This is a genomic window from Nonomuraea fuscirosea (genome assembly GCF_003001935.1).
Classification (GTDB): Bacteria; Actinomycetota; Actinomycetes; order Streptosporangiales; family Streptosporangiaceae; genus Nonomuraea; species Nonomuraea fuscirosea.
The window spans coordinates 54,394-72,588 of sequence record NZ_PVNG01000015.1 but is presented as its reverse complement, the minus strand read 5'-3'; the positions used below and the strand labels follow the sequence as shown (position 1 = coordinate 72,588).

Here is an 18,195-nt window from a genome sequence, read left to right as displayed (position 1 = left end):
CACGAGGGGGAGGGTATACCGTCATGGGTTCCCGTTTGTCGAGTGTCGCGCGCCTGACGGCGGCCGCGGCGGCGGCCGGCGTGGTGGCCGCCGCCATCGCGCTGCCCGCGGTCGGGGGTACCGGGGCGATCTTCGTCTCGGCGTCGGAGGACCTCGGCATCAAACCCGAGGAGCTCAAGGAGCCCCCGCTGGCCGAACGGACGACGCTGCTCGACGCCAAGGGCAACGAGATCGCCTACTTCTGGGAGGAGTACCGCGAGAGCGTCACGCTCGACCAGGTGGCCGACATCATGAAGACGGCCATCATCTCCATCGAGGACTTCCGCTTCTACGAGCACGGCGCGATCGACATCGAGGGCACGATCCGGGCCCTGGCCAAGAACGCCACCTCGGGCGGCATCGCCCAGGGCGGTTCGTCGATCACCCAGCAGTACGTCAAGCAGGTGCTGCTCAACTCCGCCGCAAGCGACGAGGCGAAGGCCGCGGCCCTGGAGGCCAGCTACGCGCGCAAGCTCAAGGAGCTGCGGTACGCGATGGCGGTCGAGGAGAAGTACACCAAGGACCAGATCCTGGAGAAGTACCTCAACATCGCCTACTTCGGCGCGGGCGCCAACGGCGTGGAGGCCGCGGCCAAGCGCTTCTTCGGGGTGAGCGCGTCGGACCTGACGCTGGCCCAGGCGGCGACGCTGGCCGGAGCGGTGCAGGACCCCAACGCGACCGACCCCAACATCGGCAAGGCCCAGCAGAAGCGGCTGCTCTCGCGGCGCAACGTGGTGCTCGACCGGATGGCCGAGCTGAAGAAGATCACGCCGGAGGAGGCCGCCGCGGCCAAGGCCCAGAAGCTCGGCTTCAAGAACACCCCGATCCCGGGCGGATGCGGTGAGAGCAAATATCCGTACTTCTGTATGTACGTCCGCAACGAGGTGCTCAGCAACCCGGCCTTCGGCAAGAAGGCCAAGACCAGGAGCGCGTTCCTCAACCGGGGCGGCCTGACCATCCAGACCACGCTCGACCCGAAGATGCAGCGGGCCGCCGAGCGGGCCATCAGGAAGCACGTGTTCGCCTCGGACGACCCGGTCGCCTCCGAGGCCCTGGTCCAGCCCGGCACCGGCGCGATCAAGGCGATGGCCGCCAGCCGCAAGTACGGCAACAACAAGCGCAAGAAGGAGATGTCGTACAACGTGGTGGCCGACGCCGTGCACGGTGGCGGCACCGGGTTCCAGGCGGGCTCGACGTTCAAGACGTTCACCCTGGTCACCGCGCTGAAGAAGGGCATGAAGCTCAACCAGGGGTTCTCCGTCGGCGGCGGCTACCGGTCCCCGTACTACTCCTCGTTCAAGAACTGCAAGGGCGAGAACATCGGCGACCCCTCGCACACCGTCACCAACGACGAGGGCGGCGGCGGCTTCATGACGCTGCAGACCGGCACCTGGAAGTCGGTGAACACCTTCTTCGTGCAGCTGGAGCAGAAGGTGGGCCTGTGCGACACCATCAAGACGGCCAAGGACCTGGGCATCAAGCGCTCCGACGGCCTGCCGCTGACCGAGTACGAGACGTTCACGCTGGGCACGAACGAGATGGACCCGGTGACCGTCGCCAACGCCTACGCCACCCTCGGCGCGCGCGGCAAGCGCTGCACGCCCATGGTGATCACTAAGATCACCGATCGTGACGGCAAGGTGAAGAACTACAAGCCCGACTGCGAGCAGAAGCTCGACCCCGAGGTCGCGGACGCCGCGGCGAGCATCCTGTCCGGCGTGTTCACCAAGGGCACGATGAGCGGCGTCGGCGGCATCGGCCGTCCGGCGGCCGGCAAGACGGGCACCACGGACAACCAGGCCAGTGCCTGGTTCGCCGGCTTCACCCCGGACCTGGCGGGCGCGGTCAGCATCGGCGACCCGCGCGGCGCCCAGAACCACAAGCTCAACGGCGTCACCATCGGCGGCCGGTACTACGCCAACGTCTTCGGCGCCTCGATCCCCGGGCCGATCTGGAAGGACACCATGCTGGCCGCCCTCAAGGGCACGCCGGCCACCGCCTTCACCCCGGTCAACACCGAGCGGTTCGGCGGCTGCGGCTCGGGCTGCGCGCCGCGGCGCGAGACGCCCGACGAGGACAGGGACGACGTCACCGGCGGCGACGAGGACTACACGGGAGTGGACACGGGCCTGGGCGGAGAGTGACCGAGACGGCTGCCGAAGTGCCGGATGGGACAAACGGGCATTTATCAGAATGTCCTGCGCCCCATCCGGCACAGAAACCTCTGACGGTTACCAGCGCCCCGAGCTGAGCAGATTCGGAGTGCGTCCGTACAACGGGACGCACTCCTTGCAAAGGCCCTATTAACAACGGCGAAACATTGGTAACGTGGGAGCGCTCCCAGGATCTTTCCGCGAGGTGCTCCATGACCGAGCAGCCCACACTGGCACAGGTGGCGGCCGCTGCCGGGGTTTCCCCCGCGACCGCATCTCGAGTCCTCACGGGCTCGGTGCGGGTCAGTACCTCGACCCGCCGCCAAGTCTACGACGCCGTGTCCCGCATGGGATACGTCAGGCAACGCGCACCCCGGGGAACGGCCGCCAAGACCATGGCCGACGGCGTCACGGCGGTGATCTGTGACCATCTCCCCCGGCTCTTCTCCGAGCCCTACTACGCCAGGCTCCTGTCCGCCGCCGGCGCGGTGATCGCCGAACACGGCACCCACCTCATGGTGACCACCATCTCCCCCACCTCCTCCACGCTGCCCGCCCTCTCGGGCGCGGTGCTCATCGTGGGCGCCAGGGAACGCCATCCCCTGGCGATCAAACTGTCCACCTCGGGCGTCCCGGTGCGCAACATCGGCCGGCCGCCCCACGACCTCAAGCTCCCGTACGCCGACGTCGACAACCTCGACGGCGGCCGTCAGGCGGCCGAGCACTTCCTGCTGTCCGGCCGCAGAAACGTGGCGGCCATCGGCGGGCCGCCGTCCTTACCCGGCGCCCGAGACCGGCTGGAGGGCCTCGTCCGCACCCTCCAGGCCGCAGGCGCACCCGACGTCCCCGTCGCGTACGGCGACTTCACCGCGGCCTCAGGCACCCACGCCATGCAGTGGCTGTTACGCCACGCCCCAGGTCTGGACGCCGTGTTCGTAGCCTCCGACCTGATGGCGGCCGGCGCCATCCAGGCCCTGCGCAGGGCGGGCCGCAAGGTGCCGACCGACGTCGCGGTGATCGGATTCGACGACGCCCCCGTCGCCAGGCACACCGTGCCCGCCCTGACCACCGTCCGCCAGCCCGTCGAGGAGCTCGCCACCGTCGCCACCCGGCTGCTCCTGACGGGGGCCGCGGGCATCGACCCCGTCCTCCCCACGGAACTGGTCGTCCGTGAGTCGGCTTGAGCCCGGGGACGTACTGGCCCGCAGGTATCTGTTGCTGGACCCGCTGGCCAGAGGAGGCATGTCGGTCATCTGGCGGGCTTTCGACCAGTCGCTGCACCGGATGATCGCGGTCAAGGTGCTCACCGCCTCCCTGCACACCGACTCGGGAGAACGGGTCAGCGTGCGCAGCGAGGCCCGCGCCGCGGCCAGGTTCATCCACCCCGACTCGATCGAGATCTACGACTACGGCGAGACCGTCACCACGAGCGGCGGCGTCGCGGCGTACGTGGTGATGCCGCTGCTCGACGGCACTCCGCTGGCCGAGCGGATCGAACGGGGCCCGCTGCCGTGGCAGGAGGCCGCCTCCATCGCGCTGCGGCTGGCGCGGGTACTGATGGCCGGGCACGCTCGCGGCCTGGTGCACAGGGACGTGACGGCGGAGAACGTGCTGCTCACCGCGGCCGGCCCCAAACTGCTCGACTTCGGCATCGCGGCCTGGGCCGGCGACCCCGAGGACGACCGCGGCACCCCTCCCTACGTCGCCCCCGAGCGGCTGCTCGGCGCGCCCACCGATCCCGCGGTCGACGTCTACGCCCTCGGCGTGCTGCTGCACACGATGCTCACCGGGCGCACGCCGTACCCGGAGACCACGTGGGAGGAGATCGAGGCGGCCCGCAGGACCGAGCCCCCGCCCAGGGTGGCCGGCGTGCCGAACGCGGTGGCCTCGCTCTGCCAGCGCTGCCTGGCGCGCCTGCCGGAGGAGCGGCCGACGGCGGCGCAGATCGTCTCGGCGCTGACCTCCGCGCTCGGCACCGCGACCCTGGGCCGGCACGTGCGGCGCGGGCTCACGGTGGCGGGCTCGGCGGCCATCGCACTGTCGATCCTGCTCTGGTTCCAGCAGGCCAGGCCGCCTGAACAGCCGCCCGAGCAGCGGGCGGCCGTGCCGCCGCCGACGCCCACGGCCGTCCTGGCCGAGCGCTCGACGGCCACGGCGATCACCGTCGAGCAGGCCGCGGCCGACTTCAGGACGGCGCTGGAGGCCAGGACGCCGTGCGGCGCCACCGACGACGACGTGGTGCTGGACCTGCGGCAGGTCCTGGACGACACGGTGACGCCGCGGCACGGCCCGTCGGAGGTCAGGACGGCGAGCCTGCGCGCCAAGCTCTCCACCCGGCTGCGGGAGGGCCGGCTCACGCCGGCCTGCCTGAGCGAGTTGCAGGCCAGGCTCGACGACATCGACGCCGCCGTACAGCGGGACTGAGACCGCGGGACGCGAGGCCGGGACGGCGAGGGCGAGCGCGGCGGTTCTCGATTGATGAGGGGTACGGCCGCACCAGCCGTACCCCTCCGTCGCGCGAGCCAGACCCCTCACAATGCGTGGCCCCGCGCGAGCCTCACGGGTGCCTGACGATGATCGCCAGGAGGCGCCCAAGCCTCATGACCTATCGCTTCCCCGGGCCCCGCCACGGGAAGTGTAGTGGGAGCGCTCCCAAAAAGGCAGTCCCAATTATTCGCCATGACTAAGATCGCGTGAAAGTTTCACTGAAGATTGTCGAATCACTAAATGTCGTGATTCAATGCGCTGGCCGGGCGGGCAGGTCGTGGGCAGTTCTCCTCTGTCGTCAGCGCAAGGGAATCCCATGAAGTTATTCAAGTCGGCGGCACTCACCGCCGTCCTCGTCCTCATCACCAGTGTCCTGATGGCTCCAACGCAGGCACAGGCGCACGGGGTGTCGATGTTCCCCGGCGCCCGTACGTTCCTGTGCTGGCAGGACGGCCTGCGGGACAACGGGCAGATCCTCCCCTACAACCCCGCGTGCGCCGCCGCCGTCAACCAGAGCGGCACGACTCCCCTGTACAACTGGTTCGCGGTGCTGCGTTCCGACGGCGCCGGCCGGACCTCCGGGTTCATCCCCGACGGGCAGCTCTGCAGCGGCGGCACCGGCGGGCCCTATGACTTCTCGGCCTACAACGCGGTCCGCTCCGACTGGCCGCTGACCCACTTGACCTCCGGGGCCTCCATCACGATGCGGCACAGCAACTGGGCCGAGCACCCCGGGGCGTTCAACTACTACATCACCAAGAACGGCTGGAACCCGAACGGGCCGCTGAAGTGGTCCGACCTGGAGCCGTTCGGCAGCGTCACCAATCCGCCCAAGTCCGGCGGCGCCGGCGGGCTCAACTACTACTACTGGAACGCCCAGCTGCCCTCCGGCAAGAGCGGACGGCACATCATCTACACGCACTGGATCCGTTCGGACAGCAGCGAGAACTTCTACAGCTGCTCCGACGTCGTCTTCGACGGCGGCAACGGCGAGGTCACCGGCGTCGGCCCCGGCGGCAGCACGCCCGACCCCGACCCCGACCCTGACCCCGACCCGACCGACCCCCCGCCCACCGGCGGCTGCACCGCCACGTGGAAGGCCACCGACACCGGCTGGGCCGGCCACTTCCAGGGTGAGGTGACCGTGAAGAACACGGGGACCAGCGCGCTGAACGGCTGGACGGTCAAGTGGACCTACAGCGGCGGCCAGGGCTTCGAGGGCCAGCCGTGGAACGGCGTGCTGTCCGCGCAGGCGCCCAACGTGGCGGTCAAGAACGCCACGCACAACGCGCAGCTCGCACCGAACGCCTCCACCACGTTCGGGTTCAACGCCACCGGCTCGGTCCCGAGCCCCGCACCCAGCCTGACCTGCACCAGCCCGTGATCTCAACCCGTCGCGGGCTCGTCGCGGCAGTCGTCACCCTGGCCGGCCTGACCCTGGCCGGGGTGACGTTCTTCGTGTCCAGGCAGCCGTCCACGCAGCTCAACGAGGAGCTCGCCGCCCAGGTGACCCTGATACTCGAACAGGCCTCGCCAGGCGAGCACCACTCCCACGGGCACAGCTTCGACGCGGCCGTCGTGTGCGCCGTGGAGCCCTTCGGCACCGAACCTTCCGATGTCACCTCGCTGGTCGAGGTGCGCTGGGTCTACGCCCGGCACATGTGCGCCATCACCGGGCAGAGCAACGACTGGGCGTCCTCCGTCCGGGCCTCGGGCCCGATCGCCGTGAAGATCGACATCCCGCCCCAGGTCAGGGTGCCCGAAGCGGGCGCCGGTTACCCCGAGCGGGTCAGGCGGCTCATCCCCGCGCGCTACCACGAGCAGGCGTTCGCCGAGTTCAGCGACGACGCGGCGATCGACGCGGCGCGGGAGAGGTTCGCGCTGGCGACAGCCGCGAAATGACACCACAGCACACACAAAACGGACGCGGTCGAGTGGAGGTTCGACCGCGTCCGTCCCATCCGGGCGGGATGGTGTGTCGGGCAGGGATTGTTGGTTGGCCCTCACCTCCTCATACGCAGCCGTCGGCCGGCCGGTTCAGTCGGGTCGTTGGATCCGCCCCCGCCGCTGCTGCGGCGGGGGCGGGGTCGCGGATCAGCCGGGAGTGCAGCTGATCGGGTCGGGGGTCGTGGCGGAGCCGCCCGCGATGAAGCCGAACGTGGTGCTCGCGCCGGGCGCGAGAGCGCCGTTCCACGCCTCGTTCCGCACCGTGACCGTGCTGCCGGACACGGTGTGCCGGCCGCCCCAGAGCTGGGTGATCGTGCCTGAGGCGGTCCAGGCGACCGTCCAGGCGCTGGTGGGCGACGTGCCGGCGTTCTTGACCGTCACCTCGGCCTGGTACGCGCCGCCCCACGAGTTGACCACCTGGTACGTGGCCGTGCACCCGCCGACGGGCCCGGGGGCGTCGGTGGTGGTGAAGGAGACGCTGTCCGAGGCCGCCGAGGTGTTGCCCGCCGCGTCCCTGGCCACCACGTGGGCGGTGTAGGCCGTGGCAGGGGTGAGCCCGCTCAGGTCGTAGGACGTGCTCGTGGCGGTCGCTACCTTGGTGGACCCCAGGTAGACGTCATAACCGGTCACGCCCACGTCGTCGGTGGAGGCGGCCCAGCTCAGCCTGGCCGAGGTGCCCGTGATCGCGGAGACCGCGGGTTCGCCCGGCTTGCCGGGAGCGCTGGTATCCTCCTCCACCGGACCCGGGGGCTCACCCCAGATCGTGGTGCCGCCGCTGTGGAGGGTGATGTTCGAGGTGCGCACCGGCGTCGCTCCGGGCGTGGTGGGGATGTTCCGGTACGACCAGTCGTTGGCCGGATCCCACGTGCCCGCGCTGGTGATCCTGAACTGCACCTCCCTGCGGTGCTGCGACTGCCCGGCGGGCGCGATGGCCTGTCCTGAGCAGTCGACGTTCACGTAGTACGTGCTGCCGCTCGCCTGGCGCACGGTCGGCGCCGCGCACTGCGTGTAGGCCGACGAGACGCTGATCTGCGCCGGGGTCGTCGAGCCGTCGAGGGTGAAGTAGTAGCGGAACGAGCCGTCGGACAGGACCCGGGCGGGCCAGGCCGACTGGTTGCGGACGATGGCCTTGATCTCGGTGAAGCCGTTCCCCGAGGCGTTGACGCCCGCCTCGACGAAGATCTCGGGGCCGTCCGGGGTCTCGGCCACGGGGAAGTTCGCCGCCGGCGCGCCGCCGTACTCCTGGTAGAGCCGGGCCACCGCGCTGGTGAAGCCGGCGTTGTAGTCGGTGGCGACCTCGTTCATGACATAGTCGTCGCGTTTGTCGGTGTAGGCGTCGTTCGGGTCTGGCGGTCCGCCGACGAGCGCGCCGTACAGGGTGTGACGGGTCTGCTCGGGGTTGGTGATCTGGTCGGTCCACGAGCCGTGCGCCGTACGGTGGTGCGGGTTTCTCGGCGGGTTGGCGCCGAACCCGATCAGGTACGACGAGTTGCGCGGGTTGTCCCCGAGCGCGTAGCCGATCTGCCGGACCGCGAAGTCGTGGTAACGGGCCTTGCGGGTGGCGTCGGTGATCGTGTCACTGTGCACGAGCGCGGCGAACGAGGTGTTGGCCGCGTACCGCAGCGAGCCCCACCGGTCGAGCACGGCCTGGCCGCCCGGCGAGTAGGCCACCTTCGACCCGTTCACGCCGACCGTCCACCAGTCGAGCCAGCGGTTGGCGTCGTCGAGGTACTGCTGCTTGCCGGTCAGCTTGTGCAGCAGCACGTACGCGCCGTACGACTTGTCGTCCCAGGCGAGAGTCCACTTGTACGACTTCGTGTTGCTCTGCGGTTCCGTGCCCAGGTTGGCGTAGCCGCTCTCGGCCTTGGCCAGGTAGGAGGCGTCGTTCGTGGCCCGGTAGAGCCAGATCGCGCCCCACACCAGCTCGTCGTTGTAGCCGCTCCACGAGTTGTAGAAACTGGAGGCGTCGGTGATGCACTCGCTGTACTTCTTCCTGACGGTGTCGGCGAAGGAGTACAGCTGCTTGGCGTGCGTCACCAACGTGTCGGCATAAGACGGATTTGTCGGGCGGAAGACGATCGAGGAGGCCGCCATCGCCGCCGCCGTCTCCCCCGCCAGGTCCGACCCGCCGCACGACGCGTCGATCTTGTACGCCGGCCGCGCCATCGCCATCGCCTCGGCCGGGCCCCACCAGGCGTGGTCCGTGCCGCCGCTGCCGACCTGCCCGTAGAGCACGTTCGGCGACGGGTGCGCCTTGACGAAGTAGTCGTTGACGAACTTGAGGTTGTTCAGCAGGTGGGAGAGCTGGCCGGAGGAGGCGTAGGCGTCGCGGTACTCGACCGCGCCCCAGGCCAGCATCGTGGCGGAGAAGGCCATCGGGAAGCCGAACTTGACGTGGTCGCCCGCGTCGTACCAGCCGCCCGTGAGATCGACTCCGGCGTCCTCGCCGTCGTCCAGGCCCGAGTCCCCGCGCCAGGAGACCCGGTTCCAGCCGGGCAGCTCGCCCGACTGCTGGGCCTCGTAGAAGAACAGCGACTTCTGCAGCGCCTCGCCGTAGGCGAAGGCGGGCGCCGCCGCGTCGGCCGGGGCCGCCGGCCCTGCCCCCATCAGGGACAGGACCAGCGACGCCGCGGCTGTGATGGCTGCCTTTCTCACGGGAAGAGCCGCCCGTACTCGGCCAGGGCGACGGCGACGTCCACCTGCGCCCAGAACCGGTGGTAGTTGAAGACCGGCGCGGAGCCGGTGCCGTTCAGGAACGCCTGCACCCGCGGCCAGTCCGGGTCGTCCTCGTAGAACGACCTGATCGACATGAACGTGGAGTTCGAGTTGATCGGGTCGCCGTTGGGCATCTCGCCGCTCCAGCCGGCCGGGACGTACACGGGGTCGTTCAGGCGCTGGTAGTCGGTCTTGGTCTCCGGCACCGACACGCCCTCGGCGTCGCGGTTGTCCCAGACGCCGTCGAGCAGCGCCTTGGCCGTGTCACGGGCCTCGGCGTGGTCGGCCCTGGCCGCGTAGTACATCAGGACCTTGGCGTACGAACCCGCGACGCCCACGTCCTGCGTGTGGTCCACGACGGTCACGTGCAGGCCGGGGTTGGCCGGCGGCATGCCGGAGGCGGAGCTGAAGTTGCCCGCGGGCTGGCCGGTCCAGCGCAGCGTGGACGGGATCTCGTAGCTGCCGTCGGCGTTGATCGTGGTGTTGTCCAGCGCCCACGACACCCACTTGTCCAGCAGCGCCTTGGCGTCGGCGTTGCCGGTGGCGTAGTAGAGCTGCGCCACCCGGTCCATCGTCCACGCCTGGAAGCCGAACCACTGGTTCGACGGCGGGTCGTGGTAGACCGGCTGCCAGTCGTAGGTCATGCCGTGGAACTTCGGCAGCCCGGACGGCGGCGTGGCGTAGTGACCCTGCCAGCTGTTGGTCGCGCCGCCGGCGATGGCGCCCTCGGCCGACTGCAGCCACGTGTAGAACTGCAGCTGCCTGGTCAGGCTGGTGCTCCAGTCGGTCGCGCCGGTCGAGCTCTTCGGCCGCAGCTCGGTCACGTTGGACAGCGCCCACGCCGCGAACGGGTTCTGGTAGCCGGCGTGGTTGTGGCTGGAGCCGATCCGCCAGGCCCAGCCGGCGTTGGAGTCGGTCGCGCCGCCCCAGGCGTAGTACCAGGACAGCAGGTAGTTGGAGGCGTTCTTGCCGGTGCCCGCCGGGCACGAGGGGCTCGTGCACCCGGGCTGCTTGAAGTACTTGTCGTACATCGCGTAACGCAGGTAGTCGCCCATCTTGGCCGCCTTGGCCACGGTGGCGGAGATGTCACCGGCCTTGTTCTGCTCCTTGGCCCAGGTCAGCGCCCAGTAGGCGGCCTGGACCGCGCGGGCGTCGGCGTCGGGGGCGTTGGTGTACTTCCACTGCTTGGCGTACGAGGAGTCCTTGATGAACAGGTCCAGGAAGCCGTTCGTGCCGCCGTGGGCGAAGGTGTCGCAGGACGGCTGCGGGATCGTCTCGAAGACCGACTCCTCGGGGCCGCGCTGGTAGGTGTTGATGTAGGCGGGCCTGGTCGTGCCGTCGCCGCAGCGGCCGAAGCCGTAGGTGTTGTCGACGTCGAGCAACCAGTGCATGCCGTAGACGTCGCGGCTGCCGTACGCGCTCTGCAGCTCGCCGGCGATCGGGTCGGTGCCGACGCTGACGCTGGAGTCGATCTGCGTCGGGTAGCTGTTGATCGTGTCGTACTCGGCCGCGTACGTCGCCGGCTTCGAGGGGTCGTAGAAGGAGTTCGTCGGCTGGTCGGCGGTGGCCGGGATGATGTACTTCTCCATCGAGGCCCACGCGGCGTTGAACTTCGACCAGTCGCCGGTCACCTGCCCGTACGTCGCCTCCAGCCACAGGTAGTAGCTGTAGGCCTCGGACGTGGTCTCGTGCCCGTGGTCCGGCGCCTCGACCATGAACGTCTCGATCGAGTGGTACGGCACGCCCTCGGGCGAGAAGTAGCCGTTGGCCGGGTCGTGCAGCTCGTTGTAGAGCTCGACGAAGCGGGCCACGTACTCGTTGTCGCCGCCGACGTCGTCGTCCGCCTCGTTGGCCGTCACGTCGACCGGGGTGTAGCCGCTGGCGCTGACCCGGAAGACGGCCGAGCCCGCCGTGGTGTCGTCGTCGTCGGCCGCGGCCAGCGTGACGTCCTGCACGGTGTTCCAGTTCGACGGTGTGAACGTCCTGGTGGCGGAGCCGGAGACGGTGAGGTCGGCGTCACCGCTGACGCGGGCGACGGAGACGCTCACGTTCGCCGACGGGGCCTGCGACAGCCGCACGCCGAAGGACGCGGTGCCGGTCTCCGGCACGGAGATCGTCGTCGGGCTGACCACGAGTGCCGGGCCCGAGTTCGGCGAGACCGTGATCCCGACCGGGGCGGAGGTGGTGACCAGGCCGCTGTTGTCGGTGGCCCTGGCGGTGATCGAGTAGCTGCCGGCGGCCACGTTCGACCAGGTGTAGGCGTACGGGGAGGAGGTGTCGGTGCCCAGCAGCGTGGAGCCCTGGTAGAAGTCGACCTTGGCGACGGTGCCGTCGGAGTCGGCCGCGGTGGCGGTGATCGGCACGGTGGCGGGGGCGGTGAACGTCTGGCCCGCGGTGGGCGAGGTCAGCGAGACGGTGGGCGCGTTGCCGGTGGCGCCGCAGGTGACCCCGTTGACGCTGAACGTGGCCGGGCTCGGGTTGCTGCCCGTCCAGGTGCCGTTGAAGCCGATGTTCGTGGAGGCGCCGGTGGCCAGGCTGCCGTTCCACGGCATGTTGGTGCCGGTCACGCGGGTGCCCGACTGGCTCCAGTTGGCGCCCCAGCCGGTCGGGGTGTACCGCTGGCCCGTGGTCGGGAAGTCGAAGGCCAAGGACCACGACGTGATGGGGTCACCGGTGTTCTTCAGCGTGATGTTCGCGGTGAAACCGCCCTGGTTCTGGCCGCTCGTCCACTGGTTGGCCGCGTACGTCACGTCGCAGGCCACCGCGGCCTGGGCGGGAGTGGCCGTGACGGCCGCGGTCGCGCCCGCCACGAGGACGAGGGTCGTCGCCACGGCGAGCCGCCTCGCTAAGCGGGTCAAGAGAATCGGAGGTCTGTACTTCACGGGGTCTCCATGGGAGTAGGGGTGTGGGAGCGCTCCCAAACGGGATTGTGGGTGCCGTACGGCGTATGTCAACGGAATGGCGTGTCGGTGACCCCCGTGTTTCCTCTCACCAGGCTGCCCGGGATGAAAGTTTCATCTGCGTTAGAGGGCATTCGGCGAGCATGCGGGGCGGCGGAGGCGTCGCGATCAAGCGGGCTCTGTACACGAATCCGACCGCGACAGACCATGGGAGCGCTCCCAGCCACCTAAGCACTGGAGATGATCGCAAGTGAGACTCCACCGCGGCCTCCGCAAATGGGCCGTGACCATGACCGCCGCGAGTGTCGCGGCCTTAGGGCTCGTCGCCGGCCAGAGCACGGCCGCGAACGCCGCCGTCGCCTGCGACGTGACCTACACAGCCAACTCGTGGACGAGCAGCCCTGGTCAGGGCGGTTTCACCGCGAACATCACGTTGAAGAACACCGGCGACCCGATCTCGTCGTGGTCGCTGGCCTTCGACTACCCGACGACCACGCAGAAGTACACCCCCTCGGGCTGGGGCGCCAACTGGAGCCAGTCGGGCACCCGGGTGACCGGCACCAACATGCCGTACAACGGCAGCCTGGCCACGGGCGCCTCGGTCTCGGTGGGCTTCAACGGCACCTGGTCCGGCACCAACCCGGACCCGACCGCGTTCAGCGTCAACGGCACGAGCTGCGGCGGCACCAACCCCACCACCCCGTCGGTGGTCACCTCCGCCAGCGCGGTCGCGGTCAACGAGGGCGGCACGGCCACGTTCACCGCCAGGCTCTCCTCCGCGCCGAGCTCGAACGTGACCGTCACCACCGTGCGCACCAGCGGTGACACGGACCTGACGGTCAGCTCGGGCGGCTCGCTCACCTTCACGCCGTCGAACTGGAACACCGCGCAGACGGTCACCCTGGCCGCCGCGCAGGACTCCGACACCACGGCGGGCACCGCCTCCTTCAGCGTCAGCGGCACCGGCGTCACCGGCGCCACGGTGAGCGCCACCGAGGTCGACGACGACGCCACCGTGGAGCAGTCGCTCGTCGTCACCCCGACCTCCGTCACCGTGCCCGAGGGCTCGACCGGCACCTTCACCGTGCGCCTGGCCGCCCAGCCCTCCTCCGGCGTGACCGTCACGACCACGGCGGGCAGCGGCGACAGCAACCTCACCGTCTCCTCCGGGGCCAGCCTGAGCTTCACCACCTCGAACTGGAACACCCCGCAGACGGTCACCCTGGCCGCCGCGCAGGACTCCGACAGCGCCGCGGGCAGCCGCACCTTCACCGTCGCCTCCAGCGGCCTGACCTCACGCACGGTCACCGCCACCGAGGCCGACGACGACGGCGGGCCTGCCCCAGCCCACGTCGAGAACCCGTACTCGGGAGCCACCGGCTACGTCAACCCGAACTGGAGCTCCAGGGCCGCGGCCGAGCCCGGCGGCTCGGCGGTCGCCAACGTCTCCACGGCCGTGTGGATGGACCGCACCGCGGCCATCGCCGGCGCCTCCGGCGCCATGGGCCTGCGCGAGCACCTGGACGAGGCCGTCAGGCAGGACGCCGCCAACGGCTCCACGCCGCTGACCATCCAGGTCGTCATCTACAACCTGCCCAACCGCGACTGCTCGGCGCTGGCCTCCAACGGCGAGCTGCGCATCTCCGAGAACGGCTTCAACCGCTACAAGACCGAGTACATCGACCCGATCGCGGCCATCCTCCGCGAGTCCACCTACGCGAACCTGCGCATCGTCACCATCATCGAGCCCGACTCGCTGCCGAACCTCGTCACCAACCTGGACAGGTTCGCCGACTGCCGCGAGGCCAACGGCACCGGCGGCTACCGTGACGGCGTCCGGTACGCGCTCAACCAGCTGCACGCCATCACCAACGTCTACACCTACATCGACGCCGCCCACCACGCGTGGCTCGGCTGGGACTCGAACTTCCAGCCCTCCGTCAACCTCTTCTACGAGACGGTGGCCGGCACCACCGCCGGCGTGGACAGCGTGGACGGCTTCATCGTCAACACCGCCAACTACTCGGCGTCGACCGAGCCGTACTTCACCATCAACAGCACGGTGAACGGCACCTCGGTGCGCCAGTCCGAGTGGGTCGACTGGAACTACTACGTGGACGAGCAGTCCTTCGCCCTCGCCCTGCGCACCGCCCTGATCGCCAAGGGCTTCCGCTCCGGGCTCGGCATGCTGATCGACACCTCGCGCAACGGCTGGGGCGGCAGCGCCCGCCCGAGCGGCCCGAGCACCTCGACCAACGTGGACCAGTTCGTCGACCAGTCACGGACCGACCGCCGCATCCACGCCGGCAACTGGTGCAACCAGAGCGGCGCGGGCCTAGGCGCGCGGCCGACCGCGGCTCCGGCCAGTGGCCTCGACGCCTACGTCTGGATCAAGCCGCCCGGCGAGTCCGACGGCGCCAGCACGGACATCGAGAACGACGAGGGCAAGAGGTTCGACCGGATGTGCGACCCGACCTACCCCGGCAACGAACTCAACGGCAACAACCCGTCGGGCGCGCTGGCCGACGCGCCGCTGTCGGGGCAGTGGTTCTCCGCCCAGTTCAGGCAGCTGCTGCAGAACGCCTACCCGCCGATCAACTGAGAGACCCGGCCGGCCGGCGACCCGCCTGACCCGGGACGCCGGCCGGTCAGAGGGACCCGCCTGACCCGGGTCCCTCGGCAACCGGGAAGGGGCCGGGGCCATCGCGCCCCGGCCCCTTCCTCAGGTCCATCGCCCGCGGCCCCAGGCCCGTCGCCCCGCGGCGCCCAGGTCCATCGCCCGCGGCGCCAGGTCCGTCGCGCCAGGTCCGTCGCGCCCGGCCCCTACGCCGGTGCGGCGGCTCTACCGGTGGGCCCGTCGCCACTCCGCGACGATCTCGTCCTCGTCGAAGGGCATCAGGTTGAGCGGCGGCCCCTGCAGCCCCGTCCTGATCGCCGCGCGGATCCGTTCGTTGATCTCCGTCACGATCCGCCTGGCCTCGGTCTCCGACCGGGCCCCGCGCGCCTCGGCCAGCGCCCGCTCGGCGTCCTTGCGCAACGCCAGCGTGGGCGGCAGCGGCATCGACAGCCCTTCGCTCTCGACCTTCTGCTTGATCCACCACATGTCGTCGAGGTGCCGGTCGAGGTTGGGCAGCGGCTTGCCCTTGCCGGGCAGGTCGTCGAACTCGCCGCGCTCCTCGGCCTCCCGGATCTGCCGGTCGATCCAGCTCTCGAAGGGAAGTCCGACGGGCTTGCGCTCGCTCACGGGTGTGCTCTCCTCACGCCAGGTTGTGACTGGGGGCCACGGGGCCGCGCCAGCCGAGCACGGCCTCGGTCATGCGCACGGACGCGACGGTCGCCGCGACGTCGTGCACGCGCAGGATGCGGGCGCCCTTGAGGATGGAGACCACGTTGGCGGCGATCGTGCCCTCCTTCCGCTCCCCCTGGGGGCGGTCGAGCGTCTCGCCGATGAAGTCCTTGTTGGACAGCGCGACCAGCGTGGGGTAGCCGATCGAGGTGATCTCCTCCAGCCGGCGCGTCAGCTCCAGGGAGTGGAAGGTGTTCTTGTTGAGGTCGTGGCCGGGGTCGATGATGATCCTCTCCGGCAGGATGCCGGCCTTGAGCGCGGCCGAGACCCGTTCGCGCAGGAAGTCGGCCACCTCCGACACGACGTCGGCGTAACTCGGCCGGAAGACCCGGCGGCCGGGGCCGCCCAGGCTGTGGGTGACGATGACGCCGGCGCCGGTCTCGGCGGCGACCTCGGCCAGGCCGGGCTCGCGCAGGCCGTTGGTGTCGTTGATGACGTCGGCGCCCGCCTCGACGGCGGCCCTGGCCACCTCGGGGCGGTGGGTGTCGACCGAGATCACCGCGTCGGTGGCGGCCCTGACCCTGGCGATGACCGGGGCCACCCGGTCGATCTCCTCCGCGACGTCGATGTGGACCTGGGCCGCGGAGAAGGCGAAGCCGCCGATGTCGACCCAGTCGGCCCCCTCGGAAACGGCCCGCGTCGCCGCCTCGACCGCGCGGTCGAGCTCGAACGTGCGGCCCTGGTCGTGGAAGGAGTTGGGCGTCCTGTTGACGATGGCCATGATGGCGACCTGGCGCTCGAAATCGAACTCGCGCCGCCCGATGCGCCGGACGGGAGCGATGATCCCGGGGGAAAGCTCTTCGCCGCTCACGTAGTGATCCCTTTCCGTCGTCTTGAGCCTACCTGGCGCTCGGCCAGGTCAGACGGCCCGGGACCCGGCGCCGGGGAGCACGTGGCGCGGGTGCGGAAGTCACGTGGTGCGGCGCCGGAACCCGGAGCGGGATCAGGCGGTGAAGCGGCCGGGCGGGCTCCCGCCCGGTGCGGTGACCCGGATGCGCCGCATGCTGCCCGACGCCGTCAGGCCGCTCTCCCGTGGTAACCGCATGGTCAGCAGGACCGTGGTGCCGCCCGGCCCGGTGCGGAAGTCGGCCGCGTCGCACAGCCGCCTGATCAGGTAGATCCCCCGCCCGGTGTGGGACTCGTCGGACGGCCGCTTGCCGCCGTTCACGTATGCCTCCGGGATGCCCGCGCCCCGGTCGCTGGTCTCGGAGCGGATCACCCCGTTGACCGTCCACAGCTTGAACCACCCGTGCCCGCCCGCGTGCTCGATGGCGTTGACCACGCTCTCGTGCACCGCCAGCACGAAGTCGTCGAGCCTCGGGCCGTGCAGCCCGCAGCTTCTGGCCTGCTCGGACACGGCGTGACGCAGTTTCGTGACGTCCTGGAGACTGAAATCCTGGGTGATCAGGGTACGCATGCGCTCCTCCGTGTCGTTCCGACACACAGGCCACGCTTCAGGACCCCGCGTGATCTTAGATCTTCCCCTGCGGCCGAGTCTTACACACCGTCATGTCGTTACGGGCGTCCGCCGATGCCGGTGGCCAGTTCGCGTACGCGGGCCATCGGTCCCCCGTCGGGCGCCAGTGGCGCGGTGTCCATCCCCGCACCGTCGTGCATGCCTTCGAACAACTCCCGCATGGCCTCGAAGGAGGAGTGGCGCGGGGTCCAGCCGAGCACCTCCCGCGCCCGGTCCGTCCGCATGACCGGGATGCGCAGGAACAGTTCGAGCAGCCCGGGCGCGGCGGGCACGAGCCGCAGGTGCCAGCCCGCGGCCACCGCCGCCCTGGCCAGGCCGCTCGGCACCGGGACCGTGCGGGCGCCGAGCAGCTCGGCGAGGTCGTGCGGGTCGAGCACGGGCTCGGCGGCGATGTTGAACGCGCCCCGCACCTCCCGGGTGACGGCCAGCCGGTAGGCCTCGGCCGCGTCGGCGGCGTGCAGCACCTGCATGCGCAGGCCGGGGATGTCCGGCACGAACGGGATCCGCCCGGCCCGGACCAGCCGCCTGGGCACGAACGGCCCGCCGAACAGCCTGCGCTGCTCGGTCGCCGCGGCGCGCTGGAAGATGAAGCCGGGCCGCATGCGCACGACCCGGACATGGGGATGGTCGTGCTCGAACACGTCGAGCACCCGTTCCACGTAGGCCTTCTCCCGCCCGTACGCCGCTCCCGGCCAGCCGTGCGTGGGCCAGCTCTCGTCGACCGGCCGGTCCTTGGGCCCGGGCGAGTACGCCCCCACGGACGAGGCGTGGACCAGCGCGGGCACGCCCGCCTCCGCCGCGGCGCGGAAGACCCGCATGCTGCCCAGCACGTTGGCCCGCCAGGTGACCGCTGGGTGCCGGGTCGGCTGGAACAGCCAGGCCAGGTGCACCACGGCGTCCGCGCCGTCGAAGATCGGGGTCAGGTCGTCGGTGGCAACGTCGGCCTGCCGCCACTCGGTGCGGTCGATCCGCCAGCCGGGAAGCCGGCGGGCGACCCCGACGATCGAAGTCACGTCCTCGTCCGCGGCCAGCGCGCGTACGACGCTGGTGCCGACGTTCCCGGTAGCTCCCACCACAACCACTCTCATGGCTGCACCGCTGCCCGCGTCCCCGGTCACGAAACCCCGATCA

Annotated in this window: 12 protein-coding genes; 6 read left to right on the top strand and 6 right to left on the bottom strand. The window is 70.3% G+C overall.

The genetic code is table 11. The features are described 5' to 3' along the window. The first annotated feature begins 23 nt into the window (after positions 1–23). The 5 genes from B0I32_RS31685 (at position 24) to B0I32_RS31665 (ending at position 6,581) form a co-directional block, all read left to right on the top strand. Positions 24–2,183: a transglycosylase domain-containing protein gene (locus B0I32_RS31685; RefSeq protein ID WP_106246036.1), complete on the top strand. Its 2,160-nt coding sequence runs from the start codon at positions 24–26 to the stop codon at positions 2,181–2,183. 221 nt (positions 2,184–2,404) lie between these two features. Next, positions 2,405–3,376: a LacI family DNA-binding transcriptional regulator gene (locus tag B0I32_RS31680; RefSeq protein WP_106246034.1), complete on the top strand. Its 972-nt coding sequence runs from the start codon at positions 2,405–2,407 to the stop codon at positions 3,374–3,376. Then, complete coding sequence (locus B0I32_RS31675; RefSeq protein ID WP_146178374.1) at positions 3,363–4,616, top strand: serine/threonine-protein kinase; 1,254 nt, start codon at positions 3,363–3,365, stop codon at positions 4,614–4,616. The genes B0I32_RS31680 and B0I32_RS31675 overlap by 14 nt, the downstream gene beginning before the upstream one ends. Before the next feature lie 379 nt (positions 4,617–4,995). Next, entirely contained in the window at positions 4,996–6,063 is a 1,068-nt protein-coding gene (locus B0I32_RS31670; RefSeq protein ID WP_106246031.1) for a lytic polysaccharide monooxygenase auxiliary activity family 9 protein, read from the top strand. Then, positions 6,060–6,581, top strand: coding sequence for a hypothetical protein (locus B0I32_RS31665; RefSeq protein WP_106246030.1), 522 nt, complete (start codon positions 6,060–6,062; stop codon positions 6,579–6,581). Before B0I32_RS31670 ends, B0I32_RS31665 begins: the two co-directional genes overlap by 4 nt. Positions 6,582–6,773: 192 nt before the next feature. On the opposite strand, the gene B0I32_RS31660 is transcribed toward B0I32_RS31665, so the two are convergent. Both B0I32_RS31660 and B0I32_RS31655 read right to left on the bottom strand, forming a co-directional pair. After that, positions 6,774–9,233, bottom strand: coding sequence for a glycoside hydrolase family 9 protein (locus B0I32_RS31660; RefSeq protein WP_106246419.1), 2,460 nt, complete (start codon positions 9,231–9,233; stop codon positions 6,774–6,776). A gap of 44 nt (positions 9,234–9,277) precedes the next feature. Beyond that, entirely contained in the window at positions 9,278–12,172 is a 2,895-nt protein-coding gene (locus B0I32_RS31655) for a glycoside hydrolase family 48 protein (protein WP_245956150.1), read from the bottom strand. Between the two features lie 358 nt (positions 12,173–12,530). Here B0I32_RS31655 and B0I32_RS61475 point away from each other — a divergent pair, with 358 nt between their 5' ends. Beyond that, positions 12,531–14,843, top strand: a complete 2,313-nt coding sequence (locus B0I32_RS61475) for a glycoside hydrolase family 6 protein (RefSeq protein ID WP_106246417.1) — start codon at positions 12,531–12,533, stop codon at positions 14,841–14,843. Between the two features lie 240 nt (positions 14,844–15,083). On the opposite strand, the gene B0I32_RS31645 is transcribed toward B0I32_RS61475, so the two are convergent. The 4 genes from B0I32_RS31645 to B0I32_RS31630 all read right to left on the bottom strand — a co-directional run bounded on the left by B0I32_RS31645 (position 15,084) and on the right by B0I32_RS31630 (position 18,152). After that, positions 15,084–15,485 (bottom strand): DnaJ family domain-containing protein, encoded by a 402-nt coding sequence (locus B0I32_RS31645; protein ID WP_106246028.1) that lies wholly within the window; start codon positions 15,483–15,485, stop codon positions 15,084–15,086. A gap of 13 nt (positions 15,486–15,498) precedes the next feature. Further along, a complete protein-coding gene (gene folP / locus B0I32_RS31640) occupies positions 15,499–16,398 on the bottom strand; it encodes a dihydropteroate synthase (RefSeq protein ID WP_219912104.1) in 900 nt (299 codons plus the stop codon). A gap of 132 nt (positions 16,399–16,530) precedes the next feature. Then, complete coding sequence (locus tag B0I32_RS31635) at positions 16,531–17,004, bottom strand: ATP-binding protein (RefSeq protein WP_106246026.1); 474 nt, start codon at positions 17,002–17,004, stop codon at positions 16,531–16,533. 98 nt (positions 17,005–17,102) lie between these two features. Next, positions 17,103–18,152 carry an NAD-dependent epimerase/dehydratase family protein gene (locus tag B0I32_RS31630; RefSeq protein ID WP_106246025.1) on the bottom strand — a complete coding sequence of 350 codons (1,050 nt, stop codon included), beginning with the start codon at positions 18,150–18,152 and terminating at the stop codon, positions 17,103–17,105. Between the last annotated feature and the right edge of the window lie 43 nt (positions 18,153–18,195).

Coding starts and splice junctions, on each gene's coding strand:
- B0I32_RS31685 (WP_106246036.1), top strand. CDS start 24: ATGGGTTCCCGTTTGTCGAGTGTCGCGCGCCTGACGGCGGCCGCGGCG.
- B0I32_RS31680 (WP_106246034.1), top strand. CDS start 2,405: ATGACCGAGCAGCCCACACTGGCACAGGTGGCGGCCGCTGCCGGGGTT.
- B0I32_RS31670 (WP_106246031.1), top strand. CDS start 4,996: ATGAAGTTATTCAAGTCGGCGGCACTCACCGCCGTCCTCGTCCTCATC.
- B0I32_RS31660 (WP_106246419.1), bottom strand. CDS start 9,233: ATGGGGGCAGGGCCGGCGGCCCCGGCCGACGCGGCGGCGCCCGCCTTC.
- B0I32_RS61475 (WP_106246417.1), top strand. CDS start 12,531: ATGACCGCCGCGAGTGTCGCGGCCTTAGGGCTCGTCGCCGGCCAGAGC.
- B0I32_RS31635 (WP_106246026.1), bottom strand. CDS start 17,004: ATGCGTACCCTGATCACCCAGGATTTCAGTCTCCAGGACGTCACGAAA.
- B0I32_RS31630 (WP_106246025.1), bottom strand. CDS start 18,152: ATGAGAGTGGTTGTGGTGGGAGCTACCGGGAACGTCGGCACCAGCGTC.